This window comes from Pedobacter polysacchareus (assembly GCF_019802255.1).
In the GTDB taxonomy this organism is placed as follows: Bacteria; Bacteroidota; Bacteroidia; order Sphingobacteriales; family Sphingobacteriaceae; genus Pedobacter; species Pedobacter polysacchareus.
The window spans coordinates 1-23,046 of the sequence record NZ_JAHYSS010000011.1; the positions used below are offsets into that span (position 1 = coordinate 1).

The 23,046-nt window shown below is 40.6% G+C and carries 18 protein-coding genes and 1 tRNA gene; 11 read left to right on the plus strand and 8 right to left on the minus strand.

Annotated elements, in window-relative coordinates; genetic code table 11:
• Positions 1 to 43: 43 nt before the first annotated feature.
• Both K7X70_RS23845 and K7X70_RS23850 read right to left on the minus strand, forming a co-directional pair.
• Positions 44 to 1,057 carry a site-specific integrase gene (locus K7X70_RS23845; protein ID WP_222539429.1) on the minus strand — a complete coding sequence of 338 codons (1,014 nt, stop codon included), beginning with the start codon at positions 1,055 to 1,057 and terminating at the stop codon, positions 44 to 46.
• A 246-nt stretch (positions 1,058 to 1,303) separates the two neighbouring features.
• Positions 1,304 to 1,379 (minus strand) — tRNA-Lys (locus tag K7X70_RS23850).
• A 364-nt stretch (positions 1,380 to 1,743) separates the two neighbouring features.
• On the opposite strand from K7X70_RS23850, the gene map reads away from it, so the two are divergent.
• The 8 genes from map (at position 1,744) to K7X70_RS23890 (ending at position 10,586) form a co-directional block, all read left to right on the plus strand.
• Positions 1,744 to 2,544 carry a type I methionyl aminopeptidase gene (gene map / locus K7X70_RS23855; protein WP_222539430.1) on the plus strand — a complete coding sequence of 267 codons (801 nt, stop codon included), beginning with the start codon at positions 1,744 to 1,746 and terminating at the stop codon, positions 2,542 to 2,544.
• Between the two features lie 193 nt (positions 2,545 to 2,737).
• The gene (locus K7X70_RS23860; RefSeq protein ID WP_255607625.1) at positions 2,738 to 3,283 is read left to right on the plus strand and encodes an RNA polymerase sigma-70 factor; all 546 of its coding nucleotides are present in this window, start codon (positions 2,738 to 2,740) and stop codon (positions 3,281 to 3,283) included.
• 91 nt (positions 3,284 to 3,374) lie between these two features.
• A complete protein-coding gene (locus tag K7X70_RS23865) occupies positions 3,375 to 4,043 on the plus strand; it encodes a hypothetical protein (protein ID WP_222539432.1) in 669 nt (222 codons plus the stop codon).
• On the plus strand, positions 4,027 to 5,247 hold the full coding sequence (locus K7X70_RS23870; protein WP_222539433.1) for a DUF4374 domain-containing protein: 1,221 nt from the start codon (positions 4,027 to 4,029) through the stop codon (positions 5,245 to 5,247). Before K7X70_RS23865 ends, K7X70_RS23870 begins: the two co-directional genes overlap by 17 nt.
• Positions 5,248 to 5,328: 81 nt before the next feature.
• Entirely contained in the window at positions 5,329 to 7,716 is a 2,388-nt protein-coding gene (locus tag K7X70_RS23875) for a TonB-dependent receptor (protein ID WP_222539434.1), read from the plus strand.
• A gap of 44 nt (positions 7,717 to 7,760) precedes the next feature.
• A complete protein-coding gene (locus K7X70_RS23880; protein WP_255607626.1) occupies positions 7,761 to 8,963 on the plus strand; it encodes a DUF4374 domain-containing protein in 1,203 nt (400 codons plus the stop codon).
• A gap of 22 nt (positions 8,964 to 8,985) precedes the next feature.
• Positions 8,986 to 10,119: a PepSY-associated TM helix domain-containing protein gene (locus tag K7X70_RS23885; RefSeq protein WP_222539435.1), complete on the plus strand. Its 1,134-nt coding sequence runs from the start codon at positions 8,986 to 8,988 to the stop codon at positions 10,117 to 10,119.
• Between the two features lie 245 nt (positions 10,120 to 10,364).
• Positions 10,365 to 10,586, plus strand: a complete 222-nt coding sequence (locus K7X70_RS23890) for a hypothetical protein (RefSeq protein WP_222539436.1) — start codon at positions 10,365 to 10,367, stop codon at positions 10,584 to 10,586.
• 39 nt (positions 10,587 to 10,625) lie between these two features.
• On the opposite strand, the gene K7X70_RS23895 is transcribed toward K7X70_RS23890, so the two are convergent.
• Complete coding sequence (locus tag K7X70_RS23895) at positions 10,626 to 11,666, minus strand: ABC transporter substrate-binding protein (protein WP_222539437.1); 1,041 nt, start codon at positions 11,664 to 11,666, stop codon at positions 10,626 to 10,628.
• Between the two features lie 265 nt (positions 11,667 to 11,931).
• Between K7X70_RS23895 and K7X70_RS23900 the strand changes: the two genes are divergently transcribed.
• Positions 11,932 to 13,074, plus strand: coding sequence for an acyltransferase (locus K7X70_RS23900; RefSeq protein WP_222539438.1), 1,143 nt, complete (start codon positions 11,932 to 11,934; stop codon positions 13,072 to 13,074).
• Between the two features lie 83 nt (positions 13,075 to 13,157).
• Here K7X70_RS23900 and bla read toward each other — a convergent pair whose 3' ends face one another.
• Both bla and K7X70_RS23910 read right to left on the minus strand, forming a co-directional pair.
• Positions 13,158 to 14,057 carry a class A beta-lactamase, subclass A2 gene (gene bla, locus K7X70_RS23905; RefSeq protein WP_222539439.1) on the minus strand — a complete coding sequence of 300 codons (900 nt, stop codon included), beginning with the start codon at positions 14,055 to 14,057 and terminating at the stop codon, positions 13,158 to 13,160.
• A 62-nt stretch (positions 14,058 to 14,119) separates the two neighbouring features.
• Positions 14,120 to 14,485: a DoxX family protein gene (locus K7X70_RS23910; RefSeq protein WP_222539440.1), complete on the minus strand. Its 366-nt coding sequence runs from the start codon at positions 14,483 to 14,485 to the stop codon at positions 14,120 to 14,122.
• Positions 14,486 to 14,734: 249 nt separating this feature from the next.
• On the opposite strand from K7X70_RS23910, the gene K7X70_RS23915 reads away from it, so the two are divergent.
• Positions 14,735 to 15,286, plus strand: a complete 552-nt coding sequence (locus K7X70_RS23915; RefSeq protein WP_222539441.1) for a hypothetical protein — start codon at positions 14,735 to 14,737, stop codon at positions 15,284 to 15,286.
• Between the two features lie 274 nt (positions 15,287 to 15,560).
• On the plus strand, positions 15,561 to 16,634 hold the full coding sequence (locus K7X70_RS23920; protein WP_222539442.1) for a saccharopine dehydrogenase NADP-binding domain-containing protein: 1,074 nt from the start codon (positions 15,561 to 15,563) through the stop codon (positions 16,632 to 16,634).
• Positions 16,635 to 16,727: 93 nt separating this feature from the next.
• Here the strand turns inward: K7X70_RS23920 and K7X70_RS23925 are convergent, their stop codons facing one another.
• From K7X70_RS23925 to K7X70_RS23935, 3 genes are all read right to left on the minus strand, one after another.
• Positions 16,728 to 21,275 carry an efflux RND transporter permease subunit gene (locus K7X70_RS23925; protein WP_222539443.1) on the minus strand — a complete coding sequence of 1,516 codons (4,548 nt, stop codon included), beginning with the start codon at positions 21,273 to 21,275 and terminating at the stop codon, positions 16,728 to 16,730.
• Between the two features lie 26 nt (positions 21,276 to 21,301).
• Positions 21,302 to 22,429 (minus strand): efflux RND transporter periplasmic adaptor subunit, encoded by a 1,128-nt coding sequence (locus tag K7X70_RS23930; RefSeq protein ID WP_255607628.1) that lies wholly within the window; start codon positions 22,427 to 22,429, stop codon positions 21,302 to 21,304.
• A 239-nt stretch (positions 22,430 to 22,668) separates the two neighbouring features.
• The gene (locus K7X70_RS23935; RefSeq protein ID WP_222539445.1) at positions 22,669 to 23,031 is read right to left on the minus strand and encodes a hypothetical protein; all 363 of its coding nucleotides are present in this window, start codon (positions 23,029 to 23,031) and stop codon (positions 22,669 to 22,671) included.
• Positions 23,032 to 23,046: the final 15 nt, after the last annotated feature.

Below are 23,046 nucleotides of genomic sequence, written 5' to 3' on the forward strand. Positions count from 1 at the left end.
TAGACTTGGAACCTAGTCTAGTCTCTTGCCAAAGAGACATTCATTACAAAACCTTTACGGGCGCACAATACTCATTCGTCTTTTGGTTGCTCGCCACTGGCATCGCTCTGTCTTTAACAACACAATATTCATTCTCGGCATATCGGTCTAAAATCGTCATTGCAGAAGGTAACAGAGGGATCGCCGAACGGATATTGGTTTTCTTTCTATTGGTGAAGATCCAGTGGTTACCATCAACTCCTTTGGTGATGTTGGACAGCTTTAGTTTTTGAACGTCAGCATAAGCAAGTCCGGTAAAACAGCAAAACAGAAACACATCCCTAACTTGCAAAAGCCTTGTAGTACTAAACTGTTTTTGCGCAATGCGTTGTAGTTCTTCCTCCGACAGAAATGGGCGCTCTACCGGTTTAGATTTAAGCTTATAGCCAAACATTGGGTCATTGTCTATCCATTTTAGATTTAAACAAATGCGGATGATCTTGCCGAAGTTTTTAAGGTATCGTATAGCTGTATTATTCGCACAGCTGTTTTCTGTTCTCAGGTAAAATTCGAAATCGCTGATAAACGCATGGTTTATTTCTTTGATATCTACATCATTGACCTTGTGCTTTTCGAGCATAAAGGCTTGAAGGTGGCGTTCCAGTATCTCAAATCTTTTTAAAGTTCCAATCGCATATTGTTTACCTACCAAAGCTTTCATTTTTCTGTTGTGATTCTTCACAGCCTCTAAAAGGGTGTGTGTTGCGGTGTCTTTTCCTTGAAATTTGTTTCTGATACTTTCTGCGGTAACTGCAACACCAGCTTGGGTAAGATCTTTGTGTGCCCGATAAACCATTGCCTGTAAGTTGTCCAGATAGGCATTAAACCTTTTTGTATCTTCTTTAGTTCCGGTTAATCGTCCGGTTTTGGGATTCCAGTGTTCCGGTTTGCATTCTTGTCCTGTAGTAATTTCCACACGATTTCCTTCTACGGTAATCCTTAAATAGATAGGGGAATCACCGCAAGAATAGTTTTTTTGCTTTTTCATGTAGAATAGCATACTGAAATTCGTTTTCATAATCAACTGATTTAAGGTTAAACAAATGTAGCCTTGCAGTTAATTGACGTCAAGTCGTTTAATGAATGAACTTTCTGTATATCAGAATGTTAACACGTTTATTCGGTGAGTCGGGGGAACTTCAATTTACTCACCGAATCACTCACTTTTTAAATGTGATTTATTGAATAAACTGTAGGTTTGGGTAAAAACAAAAAGCCTGCAATCAATTGATTTGCAGGCTTTTAAACGTTTTGTTACTATTTCTGGTGATCCCGCTGGGATTCGAACCCAGGACCACTACATTAAAAGTGTAATGCTCTACCAGCTGAGCTACGGAATCAATTATTATTTCGTTGTTTGGTAATGCAAAGATATTAATTATTATGTAAAATCAGCCTTAACGATGCTAAAAAAACGCTTTTACTCTGTAAGCTGCTGTATTTTAGCTGAATAATTTTATGCTTATTTTTCCTTGATCATAATTTCCTCAACTTTTGAATAAAGTGCTTTAAAGCACTCTATACGCACTTTTTTAAACAAATCAATTGATGTTAAGTACTTTATCATATTTCTCTTGAAATTACACGGATATGAATATTTTTTACATATAAATACCATTCTTCCCATATATTTGTAATTCTAAACTTAAAAAATAAATCTTCTGAACAGATATCAGGTCGTTCAGAGTTAAATAGCAAAAGAGTATGTATAAGACGGATGAGGAAGTTGAGATTCAACGTGAAAGTTGTTTATTGGTAAGTGCTACGATTACAGAGGTGGCTAAGATTCTTAAACCAGGAATCACTACGGTGTCTCTTGATGTAATGGCAGAGCAGTTTATTAGAGACAATGGTGCAAATCCAACTTGTAAAGGTTACCACGGTTTCCCTTACAGCCTTTGTATTTCTATAAATGAGCAGGTTGTTCATGGTTTCCCGAGTGAATATATTATAAAAGAAGGTGATGTAGTTTCTATTGATACTGTGGTTGATAAGAATGGTTTTCATGGTGATCATGCCTATACTTTTATTATGGGTGAAGTGGCGCAAAAAGTGCTTGACTTGGTAAGAATTACCAAAGAATCACTTTATGTTGGAATAAAACAAGCAGTAGCGGGCAACCGTACTGGCGATATAGGTTATGCTATTGAGCAGTATACCAATGGAAAACATGGTTATGGCGTAGTACGCGAGATGGTAGGCCATGGTGTAGGCAGAGAGATGCATGAAGATCCTCAAGTGCCAAATTACGGCAGAAAAGGAAGCGGTAAAAAGTTAATTGAAAACATGGTGTTGGCAATTGAGCCGATGATCACTATGGGAAGTCGTCAAATCTTTACAGAAGAGGACGGCTGGACGATTTCTACGCAAGATGGTTTACCAGCAGTTCATTTCGAACACAATGTTTGTGTGAAAAAGGGCGCTCCAATTCTCCTTTCCGACTATTCCCCAATTGAAGCTGCAGAAAAAGCAAATGCAAATCTAAATAGCAGTTATTACAACTAACGCTCATTTTTTATATACATATTGAAAACACAGGCCAATCCAATAACAGGGTTGGCCTGTGTTGTTTTCAATGCAATTCTCTTTTTTAATATTATCTAATGATAAGTGATACCACGCTTAAATATTTCGTAAGGCCTTTGTTTGTAATTAGTCTAAATAGTATATATTTGCTGCACAGTCTTTAGAACCAATTTTGCCAAAAACCACAAACATACACGCAGCTGATACCTTTACCCGTATCAACCGACAAACTTTTGAAACCATATACAATATGTATTGGGACAAGGTTTACGCCGTATGTTACAACAACATCAGAGAGATTGAACCGGCAAAAGAAATGGTTCAGGACATCTTTAAATCACTGTGGGAGAGAAGAGCGGAGCTCGAACTCGAAAACGTGAGCAATTACCTGATCCGCTCTGCAAAATTCAAAACTTTTGAATACATCCGAAACAAAGTGAGCCGTGAAAAGCACATATGTATCAAATACCAGGATTGTACACATTCTACAAATTGCACAGAAGAACACATCAACTACACCAACCTTAAGGAAAGTGTCAATCTTCTCGTTGATACCCTCCCTTGTCAGTGTAAAAAGGTATACCGGATGAGTAGGGAGCAAGGTATGAGCAACAAAGAAATTGCTATTGCCTTATTCATCAGCGAAAGGGCTGTAGAATACCACATTACCAAAAGTCTAGCTGCCCTCAGACAACGTCTTTCCGAATATTCTGAATGAAATTAGCTGGGGCATTACGGAAAACGAGTCATTATGCTACTAATATTTTATATAAGTTTGTATTCCGATAAAAGTAGGCGTTTACACGAAAATGAACATTGACAAAGACCTCATAGAAAAATACCATCGCAATCAATGCAGCACCGAAGAGCGTGATGCAGTGGAGGAATGGTTATTTTCCAGCCATACCGATGAAGGTCTTCAATTGCCATTGGGCGAGTCTAAAGCAGCTCATAAAGCAGACATCTGGAGGGGAATCGCTGATATTCTTCCGGAGGAAGCGCATATTGAAACAAAAGCAAAGCCTTTACCTGAAAAACCAATCCGTAAGTATTCCTTTTGGATGCTTGGGACAGCGGCCACTATAGTGCTAGCGATGTCTAGTTTAGCCATAGTGCAATTGCAGAAAAACCGGCAGCAAACAGATCCTGAGCTGGTATCAGTGAACAATACTTCGACCGTAAAGGTACATCATCTGGAAGTAAAAGGCTATGCCTTATCGGTTGGAACCAGTACATCTGCTAAAATCGACAACCTAACCGGTGTGGTAGACCTATCCGGAAGCATACTCATTTCCCCTAAAAAAGACATGACACTACAATTTGAAGGTAGTCCTGAAAAGATCACTTTCAAAAAAGGTCAAACTTATATCATACTTAAAAGCAAAGAAGGAACAAATCAGATCATCGTTAGTGAGAAGAACCTGATGGATCTGCCTCCGATTCTTCAAAAGCAAATTATCAATGAATTCAACATCTAATCGTTCTCTCTCTTTTCTTTTGTTGCTGCTGACCAGCCTTTTTGGGTGTACAGACGGCGCGTTGACCGCTAAAAATGAAGGTGCTCACAAATACAGTATTTACATCCTGGCTAAGGATGGAAGCGAGTATATAGTAGAAACTGATCAGCTCGATGCAGGAGTGATCCTCCCTGAAAAGGAGGGTGCTGAGCTGAACACCAAGGAAATGGATCGTAGCGTGATCGTGAAAAACGGCTACTATTATCACCTCAACAGGAAAAAAGCGGCATTGGTAAAGTATGAGCTAAAAGACAAACAACTGAGGGAAGTTCAATCTATGCCTTTAGCAAAGTTCTCTATTGAAAACTTTCATTGGCTAGGCAGAGATACTTTGCTGCTCACAGGTTTAAATACGCCAGAATTTACGCAAGTGAAATATAACATGCTCAAGGTGGCAGCAATGAAGCCCATCAGTGAGGGAAATATGGAAATTCCGGTTCCTTCTGGAAATTTCGACAATATGTCGGTAGGCTTTGTGAAAAAGCAGGGTTCAAAGCTGCTGGTTGGCTATACTTACCATCAGGAACTTGGACTGCTCAATTACACTACAAGTGATACCACCTATGTGACCGAACTGAATTACCCGCAAATGACCGCCGTAAAAACAGCAAAGGATACACGTTCTACCTATCCAGGTGGTGTGAATACCGTTCAAACCTCTTCTTTTGAGGATGCAGAAGGTGATTTCTACTTCATGGACTGTCCAGGGATCGCCTTGGGAAATCGCCCGGAACTCGCTACTGGAATCCTGCGCATCAATAAAAATGAAACTTCCCCAGACCCTCATTACTTTTTCAATATATCCAGGTCAATTGGCAATCATGCCTATGGAATGTGGCCTGTTGGAGGCAACAAAGCCATCGTCCGAGCAGAGCGAAAAGACCTATTCAAAGGGCTTTGGGATCATTACAGTACGCCACATTTTGAATTCTACCTGGTAGATGTGAAAAATAATAAAGTGATCAATAAGCTGGCACTTCCTTTAGATAAAGGAACCAGAAGGGAATGCGTATTGTTAAAGGATAACATCGCCTACATTTCCATAAACTCCTCAGCAGAAGGTAACTTTATCTGGAAATATGACCTTAAAACCGGTGCTCTAAGCAAAGGATTGGAGCTTGCTGGAAATACAGATTTCATCCTTAGAATTGATCAGCTGAGATAATTCTTTATTTTTTTTCCAGTTGCACCTTCGGGAATATTGTGCTTATGCTACTAACAGGTATAAATGCACAATATTAAAATAATGACCTACGGAAAAATTCTACTACTCATTCTCCTCAGCAGCTTTTCATTTGCTGCACATTCACAAACTACTGCTACCATTTCGGGATATGTAAAAGACGGCAGCGAACCGATTACAGGAGCTTCCATCTTTTTAAAAGGCACTAAGCAAGGGGTAGTGTCCAATGCTCAGGGTTATTATGAACTGAAAAATCTGGTGCCTGGAACTTACACCGTCAGCATTTCCTTTCTTGGTTACGAAAAGGACAGTAAACAGGTAACGTTAAAACCAGCTCAGAATTTAAACCTAAACTTTTCTTTAAAAAAAGACCAGCAGCAGCTTCATGATGTAAACATCAATGGGAAAACGAAAACCCAGCAGGTAAAAGAGTCTGGTTTCTCTGTAAACGCTATTGAAACGAAGAAATATGCGAATACTACTGCCGACCTGAACCAGATCTTAAACAGAAGTACAGGGGTGAGGATTCGAGAGCAAGGAGGTTTAGGGTCTGATTTTAAGTTCTCTATCAATGGTTTATCCGGAAAGCAGGTCAAGTTTTTCATCGACGGGATTCCAATGGATGTGATGGGCAGCGCAATGTCTTTAAACAATATCCCGGTAAACATGGCCGAGCGATTGGAAGTTTACAAAGGCGTAGTACCTGTACAATTAGGTGCCGATGCGATGGGCGGCGCGGTAAACGTGGTGACCAATCAAAAAGTAAGCAATTACCTGGATTTAAGCCATAGCTATGGCTCTTTTCAAACGAATAGGTCGTCCTTAACAGGGCAGTATGTAAACCAACAAACGGGTCTGATTATTAAAGGAAATGGATTCTTCAACTCCTCAGAAAATAGTTACAAGATGAAAAACGTAGATCTTGTAAGCGGTGGACTGAGGGATGGCAACTTCATTTACGATGTAAACGGTGCAGAATATTATAAAGGAGATGCCAGACGTTTCCACGATAATTACTTGTCGGCCCTCGGACAAGTTGAAGTAGGGATCACAAATAAAAGCTGGGCAGATGTGTTATTTGTTGGCGGAGGCTATAATGAAGGCCATCAAGACCTGCAAACTGGTTTTGATCAACAGACTGTTTATGGTAAAGTAAAACGTACCAATTTCGCGAAAAGCGCCACTTTACGCTATAAAAAGAACAATTTTATTACAGAAGGGCTAAACTTAAGCGTATTCGCAGCCCGATCAAAAGATACTTATAAGACTACTGATACCGCTTTCCGCAATTACAACTGGGATGGTACTTATTTTACCAAAGGATATACGGAAATGGGAAATAGTGTCAAATCGATTAGTAACATCGTCAGACCCCGTACTTATTTAATGGCCAACCTCAGTTATGTCATCAACAATGAGCACTCTTTGAACCTGAATTATACGATTGATCATTTGAAAAATAAGAACTTCAATCAATTGCAAACAGATCACGATAGTGTACCAGGATTAATTAATAAACAAATTCTAGGCTTTGCTTATCAGCAAAATCTGTTAGACAATAGGTTATCCAATACCATCTTTGCTAAATATTATCACCTGGGTTTAGAGAGGTCAAAATCTATAACTGGCCGTTATGTAACGCAGGATACCACTTTCTCGAATTTTGGCTATGGAATCGCTTCCAGATATAAATTGACAGATGGGATCGGCCTAAAGGCTTCATATGAACATTCCTACAGGCTTCAGGAAACAGAAGAAGTATTTGGTGATGGATTAAATGTACTGGGAAACCCTAATTTAAAACCAGAAAGCAGTCACAATTTAAACCTTGGCGCCTATTATGGTTTCCAGATTAATAAAAACAGCTTCTTCTTCGAAGCTTCAGGATTCTATCGTAACGCCAAAGATTTTATCTTTCCCGTACCTGATGTTCGATCCAAATTGATCAAAAGTGAAAACCAAAGCAGTGTACGCATTACAGGATTTGAATCCGAAGCCAGATATAGTTATGCTCAGTTGCTATCCTTAACACTGAATCTGACTTATCAAAACGCGATAAATACCACAAAAGAAGGACAAACGGAATCTTATAGCGTGCCAGGTACTTACCTGAATAAAATCCCTAATCAACCCTGGTTGTTTGGAAATGCCGACTTTACCATTGGACAGGATAACCTGCTTGGAAAGGATACCCGACTGCAATTCAACTGGTTCACACAGTATGTAAACTGGTTTTACCTGACCTGGGAAAGTAAAGGAAACCCAATTGATAAGTCGGATATTCCAACTCAGTTTGTCCATAGTGCATCACTGAGTTACTCCCTGCAAAAAGGCAAATACAACATTTCCGCAGAATGTAGAAACTTAACGGATCAGCTGACTTACGACAATTTTAAACTTCAGAAACCAGGCAGGTCATTCTCAGTAAAATTCAGATACTTTATTCAGTAATTATAAAATAATAACAAGAATACCAATCTATTATCATCATATATATGAATACATTATTTAGACATACGGCTAAACTTTTAATGCTAACTATCTTAGTGCTTAGCATCAGCGGTTGTGAAAAAAGAAAAGAAGGACAGGTAGAAGAAGGCACCAATTATGCGGCAATTCTTTGTGTAGGGAGCTGGCCAAATACCGCTTATTATATCTCCAGTATTCCCTCTTTAACGAGCGGAACCATCAGCCTGAAAGGAAATGGTGCGGAGATGACCGGTAAGGTTTATGCGCAGGATGTGATTCAAAGAGACGGTTTGTATTACCACATGAATTCTACCAGCGGACGTTTCGGCAAATATCATGTGGAAAACGGATCATTACTCATTGATAAAGAGATTCCTTTCGCTTACCTGAGCTGGAGTTCTTACGCTTGGGCAGACAACAATACCCTGGTAATTTTTGGTGAAGGAAATGGCGAAGCTCGTTTTGCAGTAGTTAAAGTGGACAAGATGACCATTAAAACTGGCAAATTTGATCTAGGTAAAATCCCTGCTGGATTCCAGCAATACAGCTTTGGATTTGCACAGTATAGAGACAGTAAACTATTTCTTGGTTACAGTTTTGCCTCCAATGATTGGAGTGTGTTTCCAAATATGCCAGTTTATCCAAAATCTTTTGTTGCTGTAATTGATTACCATACGATGGCGGTTGAAAAGTCCCTGGAAGAAACCCGTACCACCGGATTAGGCAGTTTGAACATTTATGCACCTTCCTCTTTTGTAGATGAAAACAATGATTTATACTTTATCAGTGATCCGGTAACAGGTTATGACTACAAATCTCCATCTGTCATGTACCGCATTAAAAGTGGATCTACAGAGATTGATCCTGACTATTTCTTTAATTTCTCCGCTGCATCTAATAATGAAAAAGGCGCAGCAATGTGGTACATAGGAAATGGGAAAGCAATTGTCCGCTCTAGAATTAGTGGGGATAATATTGATCTGGACCATTATTACAGATTGATTGACATAAAATCTGGTACGATGATCAAGAAATTGGATCTCCCTGCAGATAAAGGGGAGCGTATGGTGAATGCAGTAATTGTAGAGGGTGGTAAGGCCTTCATTGCGGTAAATGCAGCCGACAGAGATTACATCTGGCAATATAATCCTGCAACTGATCAATTGACAAAAGGAGTGGAATTTGTAGGCGGTATCGACTATATCCTTCGCATAGAGAAACTGAAATAATTGAACATTTTATATTTCTTAAATGATCTTTAAAAAAATAAATGCCTGGGTTCACCTCTGGTTTGGAATCGCTTCCGGCATCGTCGTGGTGGTTCTGGGCATCACCGGTTGCATCCTTGTTTTTGAACAGGAAATCAGAAATGTTTCTTCTCCATGGCACCACGCAGAATCAAATGGAAAAGCATTATTGCCTCCATCTAAAATTCAAGAGGCAGTGCTTAAAGTGTTGCCTCATAAAGAAGTACATTCCGTCTGGTATTATGGTGAAAACCGTACCGCACAGGTCACAGTAAATTCAGATTCTACGGTATTCGTAGATCCCTATACTGCCAAAGTGGTGGCTATGGTTGATCACGAAGACTTTTTTCATCTCGTAGAAGAAGGCCACTTTTACCTTTGGCTACCGAAAGAAATAGGTAGTGTAATCGTAGGTTGGGGAACCTTCATATTTTTCATTTTGCTGCTTAGCGGGCTGGTTTTATGGTGGCCAAAAAGATGGAATAAGAAAGGCCGGGATCAAAGCTTTAAAATCAAATGGAAAGCCAGGTTTAAGCGCCTGAACTATGATCTACATAATGTTTTGGGGTTCTACTCCATCATTGTTGCGCTTTTATTTGCGATCACTGGCTTAATGATGAGCTTCCAGTGGTTCAATAAAGGGGTTTTCTGGATCGCAGGAGGAACGGATAAAGCTAGAATAGAAGCGGTTTCAGATACGCTAAATAATCCTCAGACAAAAATGCTGGAACAGGTAGATCAAGCCTGGTATAAAGGAATGAACGAACTCGCAGCGCACAATCCGAAAGAAATCATTGTAAGCTTCCCTGAGAAGGCTTCTGAGGCTATTTATGTCTGCACAGATATGTTTAATGGTACCTGGCGGGATGTTTACCTGGATCAACATACTTTAGAGGTCCTGCCAGCCTCTAATAAGAAATTGATGGATGAAAACTTTGCCGACTTGATCCGGAGGCTGAATTATGGCGTCCATATTGGTGCAATAGGAGAGTTGCCGACAAAAATTCTCTTTTTCATAGTCAGTCTGATCTGTGCTTCATTACCAATTACAGGCTTTGTGATTTGGTGGGGAAAAAAGAAAAAGTCAGGCAAAAAGAAGAGAAGAATTTTTATGAAACCCTATCCAAGCGTATCATAGCATATTAGTTTTCTTTTTACTTTAAAAGCCTGGAAAGGCGGAGCTGCAGAAGCATGCTACAGATACTGTAATTAACGCAAAAATACCCGGAAGATCCATTGAGTAATTTGTAGATTTTCATGGGTATTTCATTAATAATTATTTCTGTTTTTTCTTGAAACAAGTTGGTAGCCTGAATGTTATTTGGATGGTAAATATTTAGTTCGCGCTCTTTGTAATTCTTATTTCATTAAATCAAAACGACGATGGAAACTACAAATCTAAATGATCAGGATTGGGAACAAAAGCTGATCGATGAAAATATAGAAATTGACCCAAAAGGACCTACAATACCGGAAGATGGTGAGGATGACGACGATGATTTTTCTGAAGATGACGATGATCTGTACATAGATAATTCAGGAAATGATGAAGAATATGGTGAAGACGAATTTGAAAACGATGATGAGGATTTAGAGTGGAAATAAGACTAATTTTAATTATGGACGCCTCTGCTATCTCAATAATTAAAGTGCCTTGCCTTTTTCTCCATATAGCTTTAACATTATCAGTTCCACTTGATGTTTTACATCCACATCCGGATTTGGATAGGCCCAATTATGGATACTCACAGCAGTGCTGAGCGACTTTAAGGTATGCGGGTTATAGAAAAACATAGGCAGCAGGTTGTAAATTTGCTTATTTTTGACTGTGGAAACCTCTCCCAGTTCTTTTCTCTTGTAGAACTCATCAGGACTATCGTTCCACATAATGATCAAATCTGGATTCCAGCCCACCAAGGTTTCAGGATTGATATTGGGTTGATCTAACTCAAAAGGACAGGCATTTTCTACACCAGCGATCTCCAGACATAAGTTCATCATGCTATTTCTGCCGGCAGTTGAGAATATTCGACCATACGCCCAGGAGAAATAAGCTTTTTTCTTGGCCTGTAGGGTACTTGATCTGGCTTTCAGTGCCTCATATTCGCCCTCTACGTAAGCAATCAAGTCATGGGCTCTTTCGGAAGTTCCAGTCAGCACCGCCAGATCACGCATGGTTTGAAACACTTCATTGTATTTTTCTACATTGGCAGTATAAACCTTTACACCAACCGACCTTAATGCAGCTGCAAGCTCTTCCTGAGCCGCTTGCAGGATCACGATATCAGGGTTTAACATCATGATGCTTTCTATGTTCCCATCTCCATTGTTTCCTGGAACTGCGAGTTGCTTTTGCTGGATTCTATCGTCTAATTTAGCGTAATAGGGGTATAATTCATCACTCGTATAAATGCTGTTGAAAATACCAACGATTTTCGCCTCTGCCTTTAACATATATAAAGCATCCAACGCCGGTTCATATAAGCACACGATTCTTTCTACAGGTTTATCGAGTTCAATGGGATGTCCCAAAGCATCTTTTACAGAGATGGATTTCTTATTTCCAGTATCAGCGCTGCTGCGATGTGTACATCCGGAAAGAATCAACGTGCCTGAAATGGATAGTATAGCGATCAATAATACCATTGTGCTGTTTTTACTGATTATATTCCTGCTGTGTTTCATAAAGTGTTCATTTACCTGTTATTATATATTACAAATAAAGAAGAAAGAGATTAAGACAGGATAAGAAGGGGATGAACCCTTGATGAGAATACTGAACTATTTGGTTAAATATTTTCGTTATTGTTCATTTGTGTTGGAACTTTTGGCTACTTTGCATTAACATTCAAACTAACCGACACCATTTTACCATTTTATACGATTTCGTAGAGGAAGGATAGCGTCTTTTTGGGATGGATCTCTTTTAGAAATTTAATAAATATATCATATGGAAAAAAAGGTGCAGGGAGAGATGGGGTGGGTGAATCTATTGCGAATTATTGCTTGTTTTTTAGTGGTTTTATCCCACAGTTGTGACCCTTTTGTATCGCAGTTTGATACCAATCGGCAGTCATTTCTTACTGGAGTGTTTACCGGAAGCTTTGTCCGGGCCTGTGTTCCTTTATTCGTGATGATGTCTGGCGTTTTATTGCTGCCCATCAACATGAGTCTAGCCGATTTCTATAAAAAACGAATTGTCAGGATTCTGATTCCCCTTGCTTTCTGGTCGATTGTCTTGCCTATTTTATTCTACGTTTACCTGAATTTTGTGAATCCAGGTACTCAAAATAAAGCACTCAACCTGGCTAATCATACTTTTGATGCCACCTTCGGTAAGTTATACACGTTCATTTTCAACTTTAGCTTTGCTACCATTCCATTGTGGTATATGTATATGCTGGTTGGTCTTTACCTGATTATGCCGGTTTTTAGTGGCTGGTTGAAACAAGCAACCAAAAAAGATATAGAGGTTTTTCTAGGGGTATGGGGGATCGCTTTGCTTTTGCCTTACATCAAAATGGCAGCGCCATTATTGGGATACAACGGAAATTACGGCAATATGGGGCTTTTTGGGGTGTGCGACTGGAATGATTATGGTACTTTTTATTACATCTCCGGTTTTACTGGTTATCTGGTTCTGGCTTATTATTTAGTAAAATATCCATTGGATTGGAGTTGGAATAAGATGCTGAGCATTACCATTCCTATGTTTTTACTGGGCTACCTGATCACTTCTTTTGGATTCATTGAGACTCAAAAGCACTTCCCTGGCAATTATGCCAACCTGGAAATTGTATGGTATTTTGCCGGTATCAACGTATTTATGATGACTTTTGCTGTGTTTGTCATCGTTCAGAAAATGAATATTGCTTCTTCTGCGGGATTGTCGAAATTGGCTTCCCTGACTTTTGGAATTTACCTTTGTCACTTTGTCTTTGTAGAAGTTGGTTATGATGTGGTGGAGGCAATCGCCGCACCGCTGCACCCATTGGTTAAAATTATAAGTATTGCCTGCTTTACTTTTGCCATCAGCGCTTTGGTAGTATTGCTGATGAGGTCCTTCAAATTGACCCGTCGTTTCGTGATGTAAATTACAAACCGTCATGAGCCCTAAAACTCATGACGGTTTAAAACTGGTAAGGAGGGATACAAAGCTAAGTTATACTCCAATAATTATTTAGATTTATGCGTGTAGTAATCCCAAACCAGTTTCGAAATGTCCGAAATGATCTTATCATTAGTGGCTTCATTTTCCTTTGTATTACAGACAAATACAGCGATGGCATAATGTTGCCCATTTGGTAGACGAACAATTCCCATATCGTTAATTGCCGCTGTAATACCCGCATTATTGGTGCCCGAAGTACCTGTTTTATGGCCAACGATGGTTCCTTTTGGCAGTTGCCCTTTGATTCTATTGACGCCTGTAGAAGTTTCTACCATGGTAGTCCACAGGAAGTTGAAACTCTCTTTTGACAATAGGTTTTTAGTATAGAATTTAACCAGCAGTTGGGTAATGGCTTTTGGCGTACTCCAGTTGGAGAATTGAACATTCCATTCCTTATGCATTTCTTCTTCATTTGCCTTGATGGCTACATCTTTAACGCCAAGGCTGTGGATATAGTCGTTGATCGGTTTAGGGCCGCCAAGAAGCCTCATCAGGATGTCGCAGCCGTTATTGTCACTTTGTGACACTGTATATTTGATGATTTCAGAGAGTGGCAAATCTACCTCACCATTTGGATGCGCATCGCGGATAGGGCTCCAGGTATCCGGTAAAAGGTCACTTTTCTTAATGTGGATTTTCTGTGATAAGCTAAACTTACCTTTATCGACCTGATTCAAAACCGCCATAGCAATGTGGAATTTGAAAACACTCTGCATCGGGTAGTGCTCGTCGCCATTCACACTAATGGTATCCTTGCTTTCTATGGCATAAACGGAAATACCAACATCTGCTTTTTTATTGGAAATCACTTGCTTGATCTGGTTCCTTAACTGGTTTTTCTGAGCCACACTATGGAAGCAAACAGACAATAGAATCAGGCAGGACAGGTATATTTTTTTATTCATTTGATAGGTTTTAATAGTAGGATAACGTTACAAAGATCTAAAAAGTTACAGTGATCAACAGTTTATTTTGCTTTCGGAATGATAAACCAAGCCCAATAAATGAAAAGAAATTGAATAGGTAGTCGGATGTACGCTAATAAATGAGAACCTATTGCCGGATTTGCCTTAAAAACATCAGCGAGGTGGAAGGGAAGGAAAAATATCATCAGCAGCAAATTGGCAATGGCCGTAATTCTTCTGAACTTTGGCAGGAGTAAACCCAGGCCAATAGCAGCCTCAAAACATCCAACAAGGTAGTTGACAGCAAGGGCATGCATCCATTCTGGAATAAATGGGTTGTAAAATGCCGGTTTGATGAGGTGATTGATGCCGGCACCCAGCATAAAAAGGCCAAAAAACCAGGTCAGTAATAGCTTTAGTTTACTCATGATATATCTTCTTTTTAAAATCAGTCTGCTTTCATTGAGCAAAGTTGAGTTGTCTTTTCTTTACAAGATACAAGTAATGATGAAAATTCATTGACCAGTATTTCTGAATTTCCAGGACAGAGGGAATTATATCCGTAATTTAAGTGCTCAGGTAATGAGCAGGATAGCTTTTTATCCCATTTTTTCAGTAGATATGGCCTGCTCTTTGATTAAGATGGATAGATAATCTTTCTATTCCAATTGAACTTAATGAATATTTTTTCCCTAAAAGCACTTGCTAAATTAGTAATGGTGACTGCAGCTGCCGCTTTCTTTTTTGTTTCCTGTAACTTGAACACTTCACCTGATAAATTTTTTGGGGTAACCGTACTGAACACCAATACCATCAATGATTTTGGAACGGATAGATTGGCAAAACACATCCAATTGCAAACACTGGAGTTTGCCGACCGACCTTCGACAAAGAAAAAGGGGGATGAGGCAGTAACTTATGTAAATAATAATGTACTGTACATGGAAAAGGTGTTGAAAGACATCAAAGAGCTTCCTGAAAATGACGATACCAAAGAAATTAAGGATTTATCCTTAAGCATATATGAATATGTAATCCCTGTTTATAAAAATGAATACACCGCTTATGCGAAGCTTTGCGATACGAAAGGTCCAGAAGATCAAAAACAGCAAATTATTCAGAATATAGAAAAGAAATATGTCCCTGCCTTCGAAAAAAAGTTTGCCTTATTACTTGAAATAGGAAAAAATTATGCTCAAAAGCATGATTTAAATGTAAAATGGGACTAGAAAAATAACAGCCGCTGCCTTTAAGGATGCTTCTTACGCTGCAAATGAATGACTTAAAAAAGCACATTCATTTGCAGTTTTTTTATATAGTATGATTTTTGTTTTGCATGTCCTAATTTTATTCTATTAATCCTGCATTGTGATTAATCTTACACGTTCTGGGCTTATTTTCAGCGTGCCATTTGTTTATTTGCACTGGAAGCTTTTAGGACATTTGTCTGCTGGAAGCCTGGTCTTTTGAAACAACTTTGCGATATAAATTTATCATTTAAATATGGAAAGCGTAAAGAACAATATCCTTGTAGTAGGTGGAAAAGGGCTGGTAGGAAACAAGATTGTGGAACTGATCAAAGAAAGAAATCCAACGGTGCAGATCTTTATAGGAAGCCGTAACCTCAGTGCTTCCTTGCCAAATGCTCTGCAGATAGACGTCAACAATCCTCAAACCTTTTCCTCCATCAAAGAAAAGAACATCCATTTTGTCGTATTGTGTGCCAACGACAAATCCAACCATATCTTACAATACTGTATCGACAGTGGGATCGATTATATCGACATTACAAAACCTACTCCCGACCTGGAAAAGGCCTTGCTATCGACGCAAAACAAAGCAATTAATAGTCAGATTGTTTTCAGCTCCGGTTGGATGGGCGGTTTGGTGAGCAGTCTGGCTTTTCTCGCTGTGCCGGATAAAGAAAGTATCAAATCTATAAAACTGTTTGTTTATTATTCTGTGAATGACCTGGCTGGTGAAAGTTCAGCGCATTTCATGGCAGAGCATGTAGCAACACCCTTTAAAGGATATGTGCAAAATAAGCTGGTCTGGCTAAAACACTTCCTGAATTCTGAAAAGTATACTTATTCATTTGGAATAGGCAAGAGACAGGCCTATAATTTTGATACACCCGACTTATACATCCTTCATAAAGCGGAAGGAGTGCCTACGGTACAGGTAAAAATGACGTACAATTCTGAATTTATTACCTGGTTGCTGGGTGCTTTTCAAAGGGTCAAATTGTTCGATGTACTTTCGTTATCGATGAGGAGGCTGATTTTTAGTGCTAATGGAAAAGGAGATCAAACGATATTTGATGTCCTGGTAGATGATGGAAAGGTAATCAGGAAAATCGCCTTGAAGGATGCAATGGGACAAGCACATCTAACCGCCTTCAGCACGGTATTACACTTGGAAAACATGATGAAATCAGCTCCGAAGAAAGGTGTTTTCTTTAGTCACCAGTTACATGAACCTATAAAGTTTCTGGAGCTGCTCAGGTCGTCTGATGCCATAAACCTGGAGATAGAAGAAGGGAATTTGACATTTCTGCAAAATACGGTTGGAGCATAATGTTAAAATGACGAGATCAGCTTACCTGCGTAATGGGATAAATCAACTAAAAAACAAGCCCTGATTTATAGGATCAGGACTTGTTTATCAGGTTTATTTCCAACCGCCTCCTAAGGCCTTGTAAATAGATATCTGATTCAATACTTCTTGCTTCTTGGCAAGAACTTCATTGATTTCTGCCTCTAAAACATTTCTTTGTGTGGTAATGATGTCCAGATACGTCACCCTTCCTGCTAAAAACAACGCATTGGCCGCTTTTACGGAAGCATTTAACGCTTTCACTTCTTCCGAGAGGTATTCTCTTTTTGCTTTAATGAAAGCCTGTGATTTCACTGCATCCTGTACTTCATTGTAAGCCTTCAGAACGATTTTCTCATAATTTTGGAATGCTATACCGTAATATGCTTTGTAGCTCTCATATTCTGCTTTTATACGGTGCTGATTAAAAATAGGAGCAGTGATACCACCCATCAAACCATAAGCTAAAGCCGTTTGTGGCTGAAACAACTTACCCAGGTCAAAAGATTGCAATCCGATCTGAGGCGCCAGTACAATTGCAGGTAAGAATGCTGCGCTTGCGGCCTTGGTTTCTTTCTGCGATGCAATCAATTCCAGTCCTGCCTGTCTGATGTCTGGCCTCAAAGCAATCATTTGTAAAGGTGTGCCTGTTGCTAAAGTGCTGCTGGAATTGAATTCTTCTAATCCATTCTTTTTTAAGGAAATAACAGCAGTAAATTTTCCCGTCAGAAAGTTCAGGTGATTTTGCATGAGCAGCTGCTGCTGTAAAACTTCCTGTGCTTTACCTCTAGAATTGGCAAGCACCGCTTTGAATTGCTGCACGCCCAATTCAGTAGCCACACCGGCTTCTTTTTGAACCTGGATCAGTTTTAATCCGTTCTGCTGCAGCTGGATGTTTCTGCTTAAAATCTGAAGCTCCTCCTCCAGGGCCAGCAGCTCAAAATAGGCCGCGGATACGTTGCTGATGAGTTCCGTCTGTACCAGCTTTTGCCCCTCATAAGAAGCTAGAAACTTGTGGACAGCCGCCTGCTTTTTATTTTTCAGTTTACCCCATAAATCCAGCTCCCAAGAGGTTCTGAACCCTATGAAATAGTCAGGAAATGGGTTGGGTACCTGCTCTCCGGGTTTCAGATTAGGGGAGAAATTGGTGTCATAATTACCAATTCCATCTGCGGTGTGAAAACCATATTTCCTTAATCCTCCTTCAATTGCAAGGTCTATATTAGGTAGTGCTGCACCTTTTCGCATTCTTAGGTTTGCTTTCGCCAGCTCGATATGGTGCAAGGTTTGCTTCATATCCGTATTATTGGCCAAAGCAGTTTCAATTAAAGAAATGAGCTGCTCATCTTTAAAGAATTCCTTCCATCCGGTATGGGCAACGGTCACTGTGTCTTTACTGGTTTGGAAGCTTTCCGGAAGTGTCTGATGTTCGTACACTGGGATGTCTTTTTTCATCGAGCAGCTGCTGATCAACATCACTGCGGTAATGGCGATGACCACTTTAGCACTCGCTCCAGCTTTCTTTTTCATCAAAGAGGAAAAGAGTACATATAGGCCTGGGATCACAATTACACCAACCACAGTACCGATAATCATTCCGCCTACAGCGGCTGTTCCGATAGAGCGGTTACCTAATGCACCTGCACCGGTAGCAATCATTAAAGGAACCAATCCTGCTGCAAAAGCAAAAGAGGTCATTAAAATAGGGCGTAAACGGGCAACGGAGCCTTCTATTGCGGCATTTAAGAAAGTCATACCTTGTTCTTGTTTAATAATGGCATACTCGACGATTAGGATCGCATTTTTTCCGAGTAAACCGATGAGCATCACCAGCGCAACCTGCGCATAAATATTGTTTTCCAGTCCGAACATCCATAAGAACAGGAAGGCACCAAAAATACCTGCCGGCAAAGAAAGCAATACTGGCAATGGCAGCAGGAAGCTTTCATATTGTGCGGCAAGGATCAGGTAAACAAACAATAAACACAGTGCAAAGATGTATAAAGCCTGATTTCCGGAAAGAATCTGTTCCCTTGTCATCCCAGACCACTCAATTTCGTAACCAGTAGGAAGCTTGTTCGCCACGGCCTCTACAGCATCAATCGCTTGCCCGCTGCTGAAACCAGCCGCAGCATCACCATTCAGCATTGCCGAAGAGAACATATTGTAACGCGTAATTTGCTCCGGGCCATAAACGCGTTCCATCGTAATAAATGTAGAGAAAGGCATGGTTTCTCCCTGGTCATTCTTAATGAAAAGGTTTAACACATCCTCTGGTTTCTCCCGGTAATTAGGGCCTGCCTGTACCATCACCTTGTACATTTGTCCGTAACGAATAAAGTTGGTTGCATAATAACTCCCCATTAAGGTTTGAAGGGTGTTCATCGCATTCTCTACGCTGATGCCTTTCTTAGCCGCTAAATCATGGTCTACTTTGATGAGGTATTGCGGGAAACTAACGTCGAAAGTGGTAAATACATTGCCGATTTCCGGGGTCGCTTTCAAGTCTTCAATGAACTTCTTCATCACCTCAGAAGTCCTGTTCAGGTCGTCCGCACCGGTTTTATCTAAAAGGCGGAGTTCAAAGCCTGAAGAGTTCCCAAAACCAGGTACAGTAGGCGGAGGGAAGAACTCAATATCCGCGTCCATGATATGTGAAGTCGCCTTTTTAAGGTTTTCAATCATGTCAGTTACAGATTCTTTACGGTCTTTCCAGGCCACAAGGTTGATCATACCCATACCATAAGAAGCACCGGAAACCTCATTCACCAGGCTATATCCTGCAAGGGTGGAAACAGTTTCTACGGCCTGCATTTTTCTGCTGATGGCATCAATTTCATTCAGCACGCTTTCCGTCCTGTCTACTGTTGCTCCTGGAGGAGTGGTTACATTCACGTAAATCATGCCCTGATCCTCTGTTGGGATAAATCCGGAAGGCAGGATGCTGCTCATGCCCCAGGTGGTGATAAAGAACGCGATCAGCAATCCAAAAGTCAGGATTCTCCGACCTGCGATTCTGGTCAATAAACCTTTATAACCGCCCGCCATTCTATTGTAAGCCCTGTTAAAGCCTGCAAAGAACCTGGCCATCCAGCCTTTAGCAGCTGGTTTGTCATGTGGAGAGCGCAAAATGATCGCACATAGCGCAGGAGTTAATGTTAAGGCATTGATTCCGGAAATGATAATTGCGGAAGCCAGTGTTAAGGAGAATTGTCGGTAAAAAATACCCACCGGACCGGAAAGAAAAGCGACCGGGATAAATACCGCCGACATCACCAGGGTGATCGCTACCACCGGTTTACCCACTTCTTTCATCGCAGCAATGGTGGCTTCCATCGGCTGCAGGTGTTCTTCTTCCATTTTGGAGTACACGGCTTCCACTACTACAATGGCATTATCCACCACGATACCAATCGCTAACACGAGTGCAAACAGCGTTAGTAAGTTGATCGAGAAGCCCAGCATCTGCATGAAAAACAAGGCTCCAATCAGACAAACTGGAACTGCCAGCGCTGGAATTAAGGTGGATCGGAAATCCTGCAGGAAGATAAATACTACAATGAATACGAGTATGAACGCTTCAAGTAAGGTGATCAATACACTTGATATAGAAGCATCAAGGAATCTGGATACGTCGTAACCCATGGTGTATTTCATACCCGGGGGGAAAGAGTTCTCCTGTAAAGCAGCCATCCGCTCTTTTACATTTTTAATGACTTCCTGAGCGTTTGATCCTGGCAATTGTTTTAACATGATTGAAGCAGAGGGCCTGCCATCCGTTTTAGAGACCATCTCATAGTCGAGTGAACCAAACTCCACATCTGCTACGTCTTTAATCCGGATGATAGAACCATCCGCGTTTGCCCTGATGGGAATGTTTTTGTACTCTTCAGCTTCCGAAAACTTACCTGGGTAACGCAATACATATTGCTGCATGTTGATTGATTTATCAGAACCAATCCCGGTTTGTCCGGGGGCGGCTTCCACATTTTGCTTCCTTAGGGCTGCAATCACATCATCAGAAGAGATGTTGTAAGCCGCAAGGCGATCAGGTTTCAGCCAAACACGCATTGCATAATCCCTTAAACCCATGATCTGGGCAAAACCAACACCTTCAATTCGTTTCAATTCTTTTAAGATATTGATGTCGGTAAAGTTGTAGATAAAGCGCTCATCTGCAGTTTTGTCGTCGCTGTATATATTCAAATACATCAGCATACTGTTGACTTCTTTTTCGGTCGTTACTCCGGCTTTGATCACCTCTTCAGGCAATTCATCGAGCACGGTAGTGACCCTGTTCTGCACGTTTACCGCCGCAATATCTGGGTCGGTACCCACTTTAAAGAAGACCTGGATCAGGGTAGTTCCGTTGTTGGTAGACACAGAACTCATGTAGGTCATTCCGGCTACGCCATTGATGGCCCGCTCCAGAGGAATCGCAACGGCATTGGTACTTACTTCGGCATTTGCACCGGTATAATTGGCCGTCACCACTACGGAAGGCGGAACGATGTCCGGGAATTGGGTAACCGGCAAGGTAAATAGCGCCAGTAAACCCAACAGGGTGATAAATAGGGAAATAACCAGTGATAATACCGGTCGTTTTATAAATTGTTCAAACATGATCTGTGATGATTTATACGCAGGATTTAGTTTTTAGCGATAGGGTTTGTTTTGATGTCCATTGGTTTAACCGTCAGCCCATCGCGCAGGCTTTGGGTGCCTTCATAGACAATTTTATCTGATTTTTTTAGTCCGGAGTTCACCATATAATAGTGTCCAATGCGCTGTCCGGCTTCAAAAGGCGTCATTTTTATCGTGTTATTTGCATTCAGCACATACACATAAGTCCGGTCCTGAATCTCAAACACAGATTTCTGATGAACTGCCAAAATTTCTCCTGTTTCTACGGGTACGCTGATTTTACCGGAAGCACCATGTTTTAGCAGTCCGTCCGCATTTGGAAAGCTGGCTTTCAGTGATAAAGAGCCGGTCTGACTCGCAAATTCACTTTCGGCAAATCTTGCAATTCCTTGAAAAGGATAAACGACGCCATTCGCTAATGTCAGCTTAACGTGCTTTTTGAAGTTGTTTTTTGAGTAGGCCGTATCGCTGGCAATATTCAGGTATTCCTTCTCTGTGATCGAAAAATACACGTTTACCGTGCTTAAATCAGATACAGAGGTCAGGAGGGAACCTTCCTCCAATAAACTTCCTGCTTTTAAAGGCATTCTGTCGATCCTTCCTGTGAAAGGAGATTTGATCAAAGTATGAGAAAGTCTGGATTTCGCGTAACGCAGCACGGATCTGGCTTCTGCTACACGCGATTCTGCAGCTTTCAGCTTAGCAGCGCCTAAATCTAATTCTGTTTTGGAAACGATGTTACTCTGCACCAAAACCTTAGTTCTTTGTTGTTCTAAATCTACAGTTTTAGCATCAGCAATGGCATTGTTCAATACCGCTTCGGCCTTACTCAGATCAGCTTTGTATTCCTCATCATTGATTTTGAAGAGGATTTGTCCGGCTTTAACTGCTGCACCTTCTTCTACATAGATCTTTTCTAAGAACCCGGATAACCTGGACCTTACTTCTACGTTTTTTGCCGCCTGGATATCGGCTATGTATTCTTTAAAAATCAGGGTGTCTAATACGCTGACAGCAGCGATAGGGACGGTTTTGGCCTGGTCTGCAGCAAGGGGCTCCTGGCTCTTTGAAGTACAGCCGGCAATGGTAACGGCAGCTAAAATTGGGAAATAAGCTAAATACTTAACTTTCATGGTCATAATGATTTTTAGGGACGCGTCAATGCGCCCCGTGATATGGATGGTTTTTGAAAAAAAATGCAGTTAAATAACTGGTTTTAAGGCTGCTTGGCGCTTAAAACCCTTGCCGGAAAGGCATTAGTATTTTTTAATGGATAGGACGCAGACAAAAGCAGGACAGCGCCCAGACTTTAGGTCGGACAAGAGTATCAACGGTCTGGTTTTCAATTAGAAATACTAAATAGAGATTTTGCTTAGAACGGCTTTAATCTAAACAGGTGGGTGTAGTAACTTGGTAAACAGGTGCTTTTCGTTTTGTAGAAAGGGTGGCTGATCTTGATGATTTTTCCAATCTGCTTAAAGAGAAAGAAAGAAAAAAGGATCAGGATGGCTGGAAGGATGTAAATCCCGGTTTGGAAAAGACGGTAGTTCTCATTTGGAATTTCAATGCCATCTTCATAATTGTGCATTGGAATGTCCAAAAGGTCATCAAGTACAATTTCAAGTAAAGAGTCGCCGGCAAACGAATATTGCTTCACAGAAGCGTCTCCCGCTTCATAGGCAATAATGTTCAGGTAGGCGAACAGCGATAAAAAATGAAACAACTTGATGAACATATTGTGCCAAATATA

What these genes read in the sequence shown, in the direction of transcription:
- K7X70_RS23845 (WP_222539429.1), bottom strand. Translation starts at nt 1,057, where the DNA reads ATGAAAACGAATTTCAGTATGCTATTCTACATGAAAAAGCAAAAAAAC.
- map (WP_222539430.1), top strand. Translation starts at nt 1,744, where the DNA reads ATGTATAAGACGGATGAGGAAGTTGAGATTCAACGTGAAAGTTGTTTA.
- K7X70_RS23865 (WP_222539432.1), top strand. Translation starts at nt 3,375, where the DNA reads ATGAACATTGACAAAGACCTCATAGAAAAATACCATCGCAATCAATGC.
- K7X70_RS23870 (WP_222539433.1), top strand. Translation starts at nt 4,027, where the DNA reads ATGAATTCAACATCTAATCGTTCTCTCTCTTTTCTTTTGTTGCTGCTG.
- K7X70_RS23875 (WP_222539434.1), top strand. Translation starts at nt 5,329, where the DNA reads ATGACCTACGGAAAAATTCTACTACTCATTCTCCTCAGCAGCTTTTCA.
- K7X70_RS23880 (WP_255607626.1), top strand. Translation starts at nt 7,761, where the DNA reads ATGAATACATTATTTAGACATACGGCTAAACTTTTAATGCTAACTATC.
- K7X70_RS23885 (WP_222539435.1), top strand. Translation starts at nt 8,986, where the DNA reads ATGATCTTTAAAAAAATAAATGCCTGGGTTCACCTCTGGTTTGGAATC.
- K7X70_RS23890 (WP_222539436.1), top strand. Translation starts at nt 10,365, where the DNA reads ATGGAAACTACAAATCTAAATGATCAGGATTGGGAACAAAAGCTGATC.
- K7X70_RS23895 (WP_222539437.1), bottom strand. Translation starts at nt 11,666, where the DNA reads ATGAAACACAGCAGGAATATAATCAGTAAAAACAGCACAATGGTATTA.
- K7X70_RS23900 (WP_222539438.1), top strand. Translation starts at nt 11,932, where the DNA reads ATGGAAAAAAAGGTGCAGGGAGAGATGGGGTGGGTGAATCTATTGCGA.
- bla (WP_222539439.1), bottom strand. Translation starts at nt 14,057, where the DNA reads ATGAATAAAAAAATATACCTGTCCTGCCTGATTCTATTGTCTGTTTGC.
- K7X70_RS23910 (WP_222539440.1), bottom strand. Translation starts at nt 14,485, where the DNA reads ATGAGTAAACTAAAGCTATTACTGACCTGGTTTTTTGGCCTTTTTATG.
- K7X70_RS23915 (WP_222539441.1), top strand. Translation starts at nt 14,735, where the DNA reads ATGAATATTTTTTCCCTAAAAGCACTTGCTAAATTAGTAATGGTGACT.
- K7X70_RS23920 (WP_222539442.1), top strand. Translation starts at nt 15,561, where the DNA reads ATGGAAAGCGTAAAGAACAATATCCTTGTAGTAGGTGGAAAAGGGCTG.
- K7X70_RS23925 (WP_222539443.1), bottom strand. Translation starts at nt 21,275, where the DNA reads ATGTTTGAACAATTTATAAAACGACCGGTATTATCACTGGTTATTTCC.
- K7X70_RS23930 (WP_255607628.1), bottom strand. Translation starts at nt 22,429, where the DNA reads ATGAAAGTTAAGTATTTAGCTTATTTCCCAATTTTAGCTGCCGTTACC.
- K7X70_RS23935 (WP_222539445.1), bottom strand. Translation starts at nt 23,031, where the DNA reads ATGTTCATCAAGTTGTTTCATTTTTTATCGCTGTTCGCCTACCTGAAC.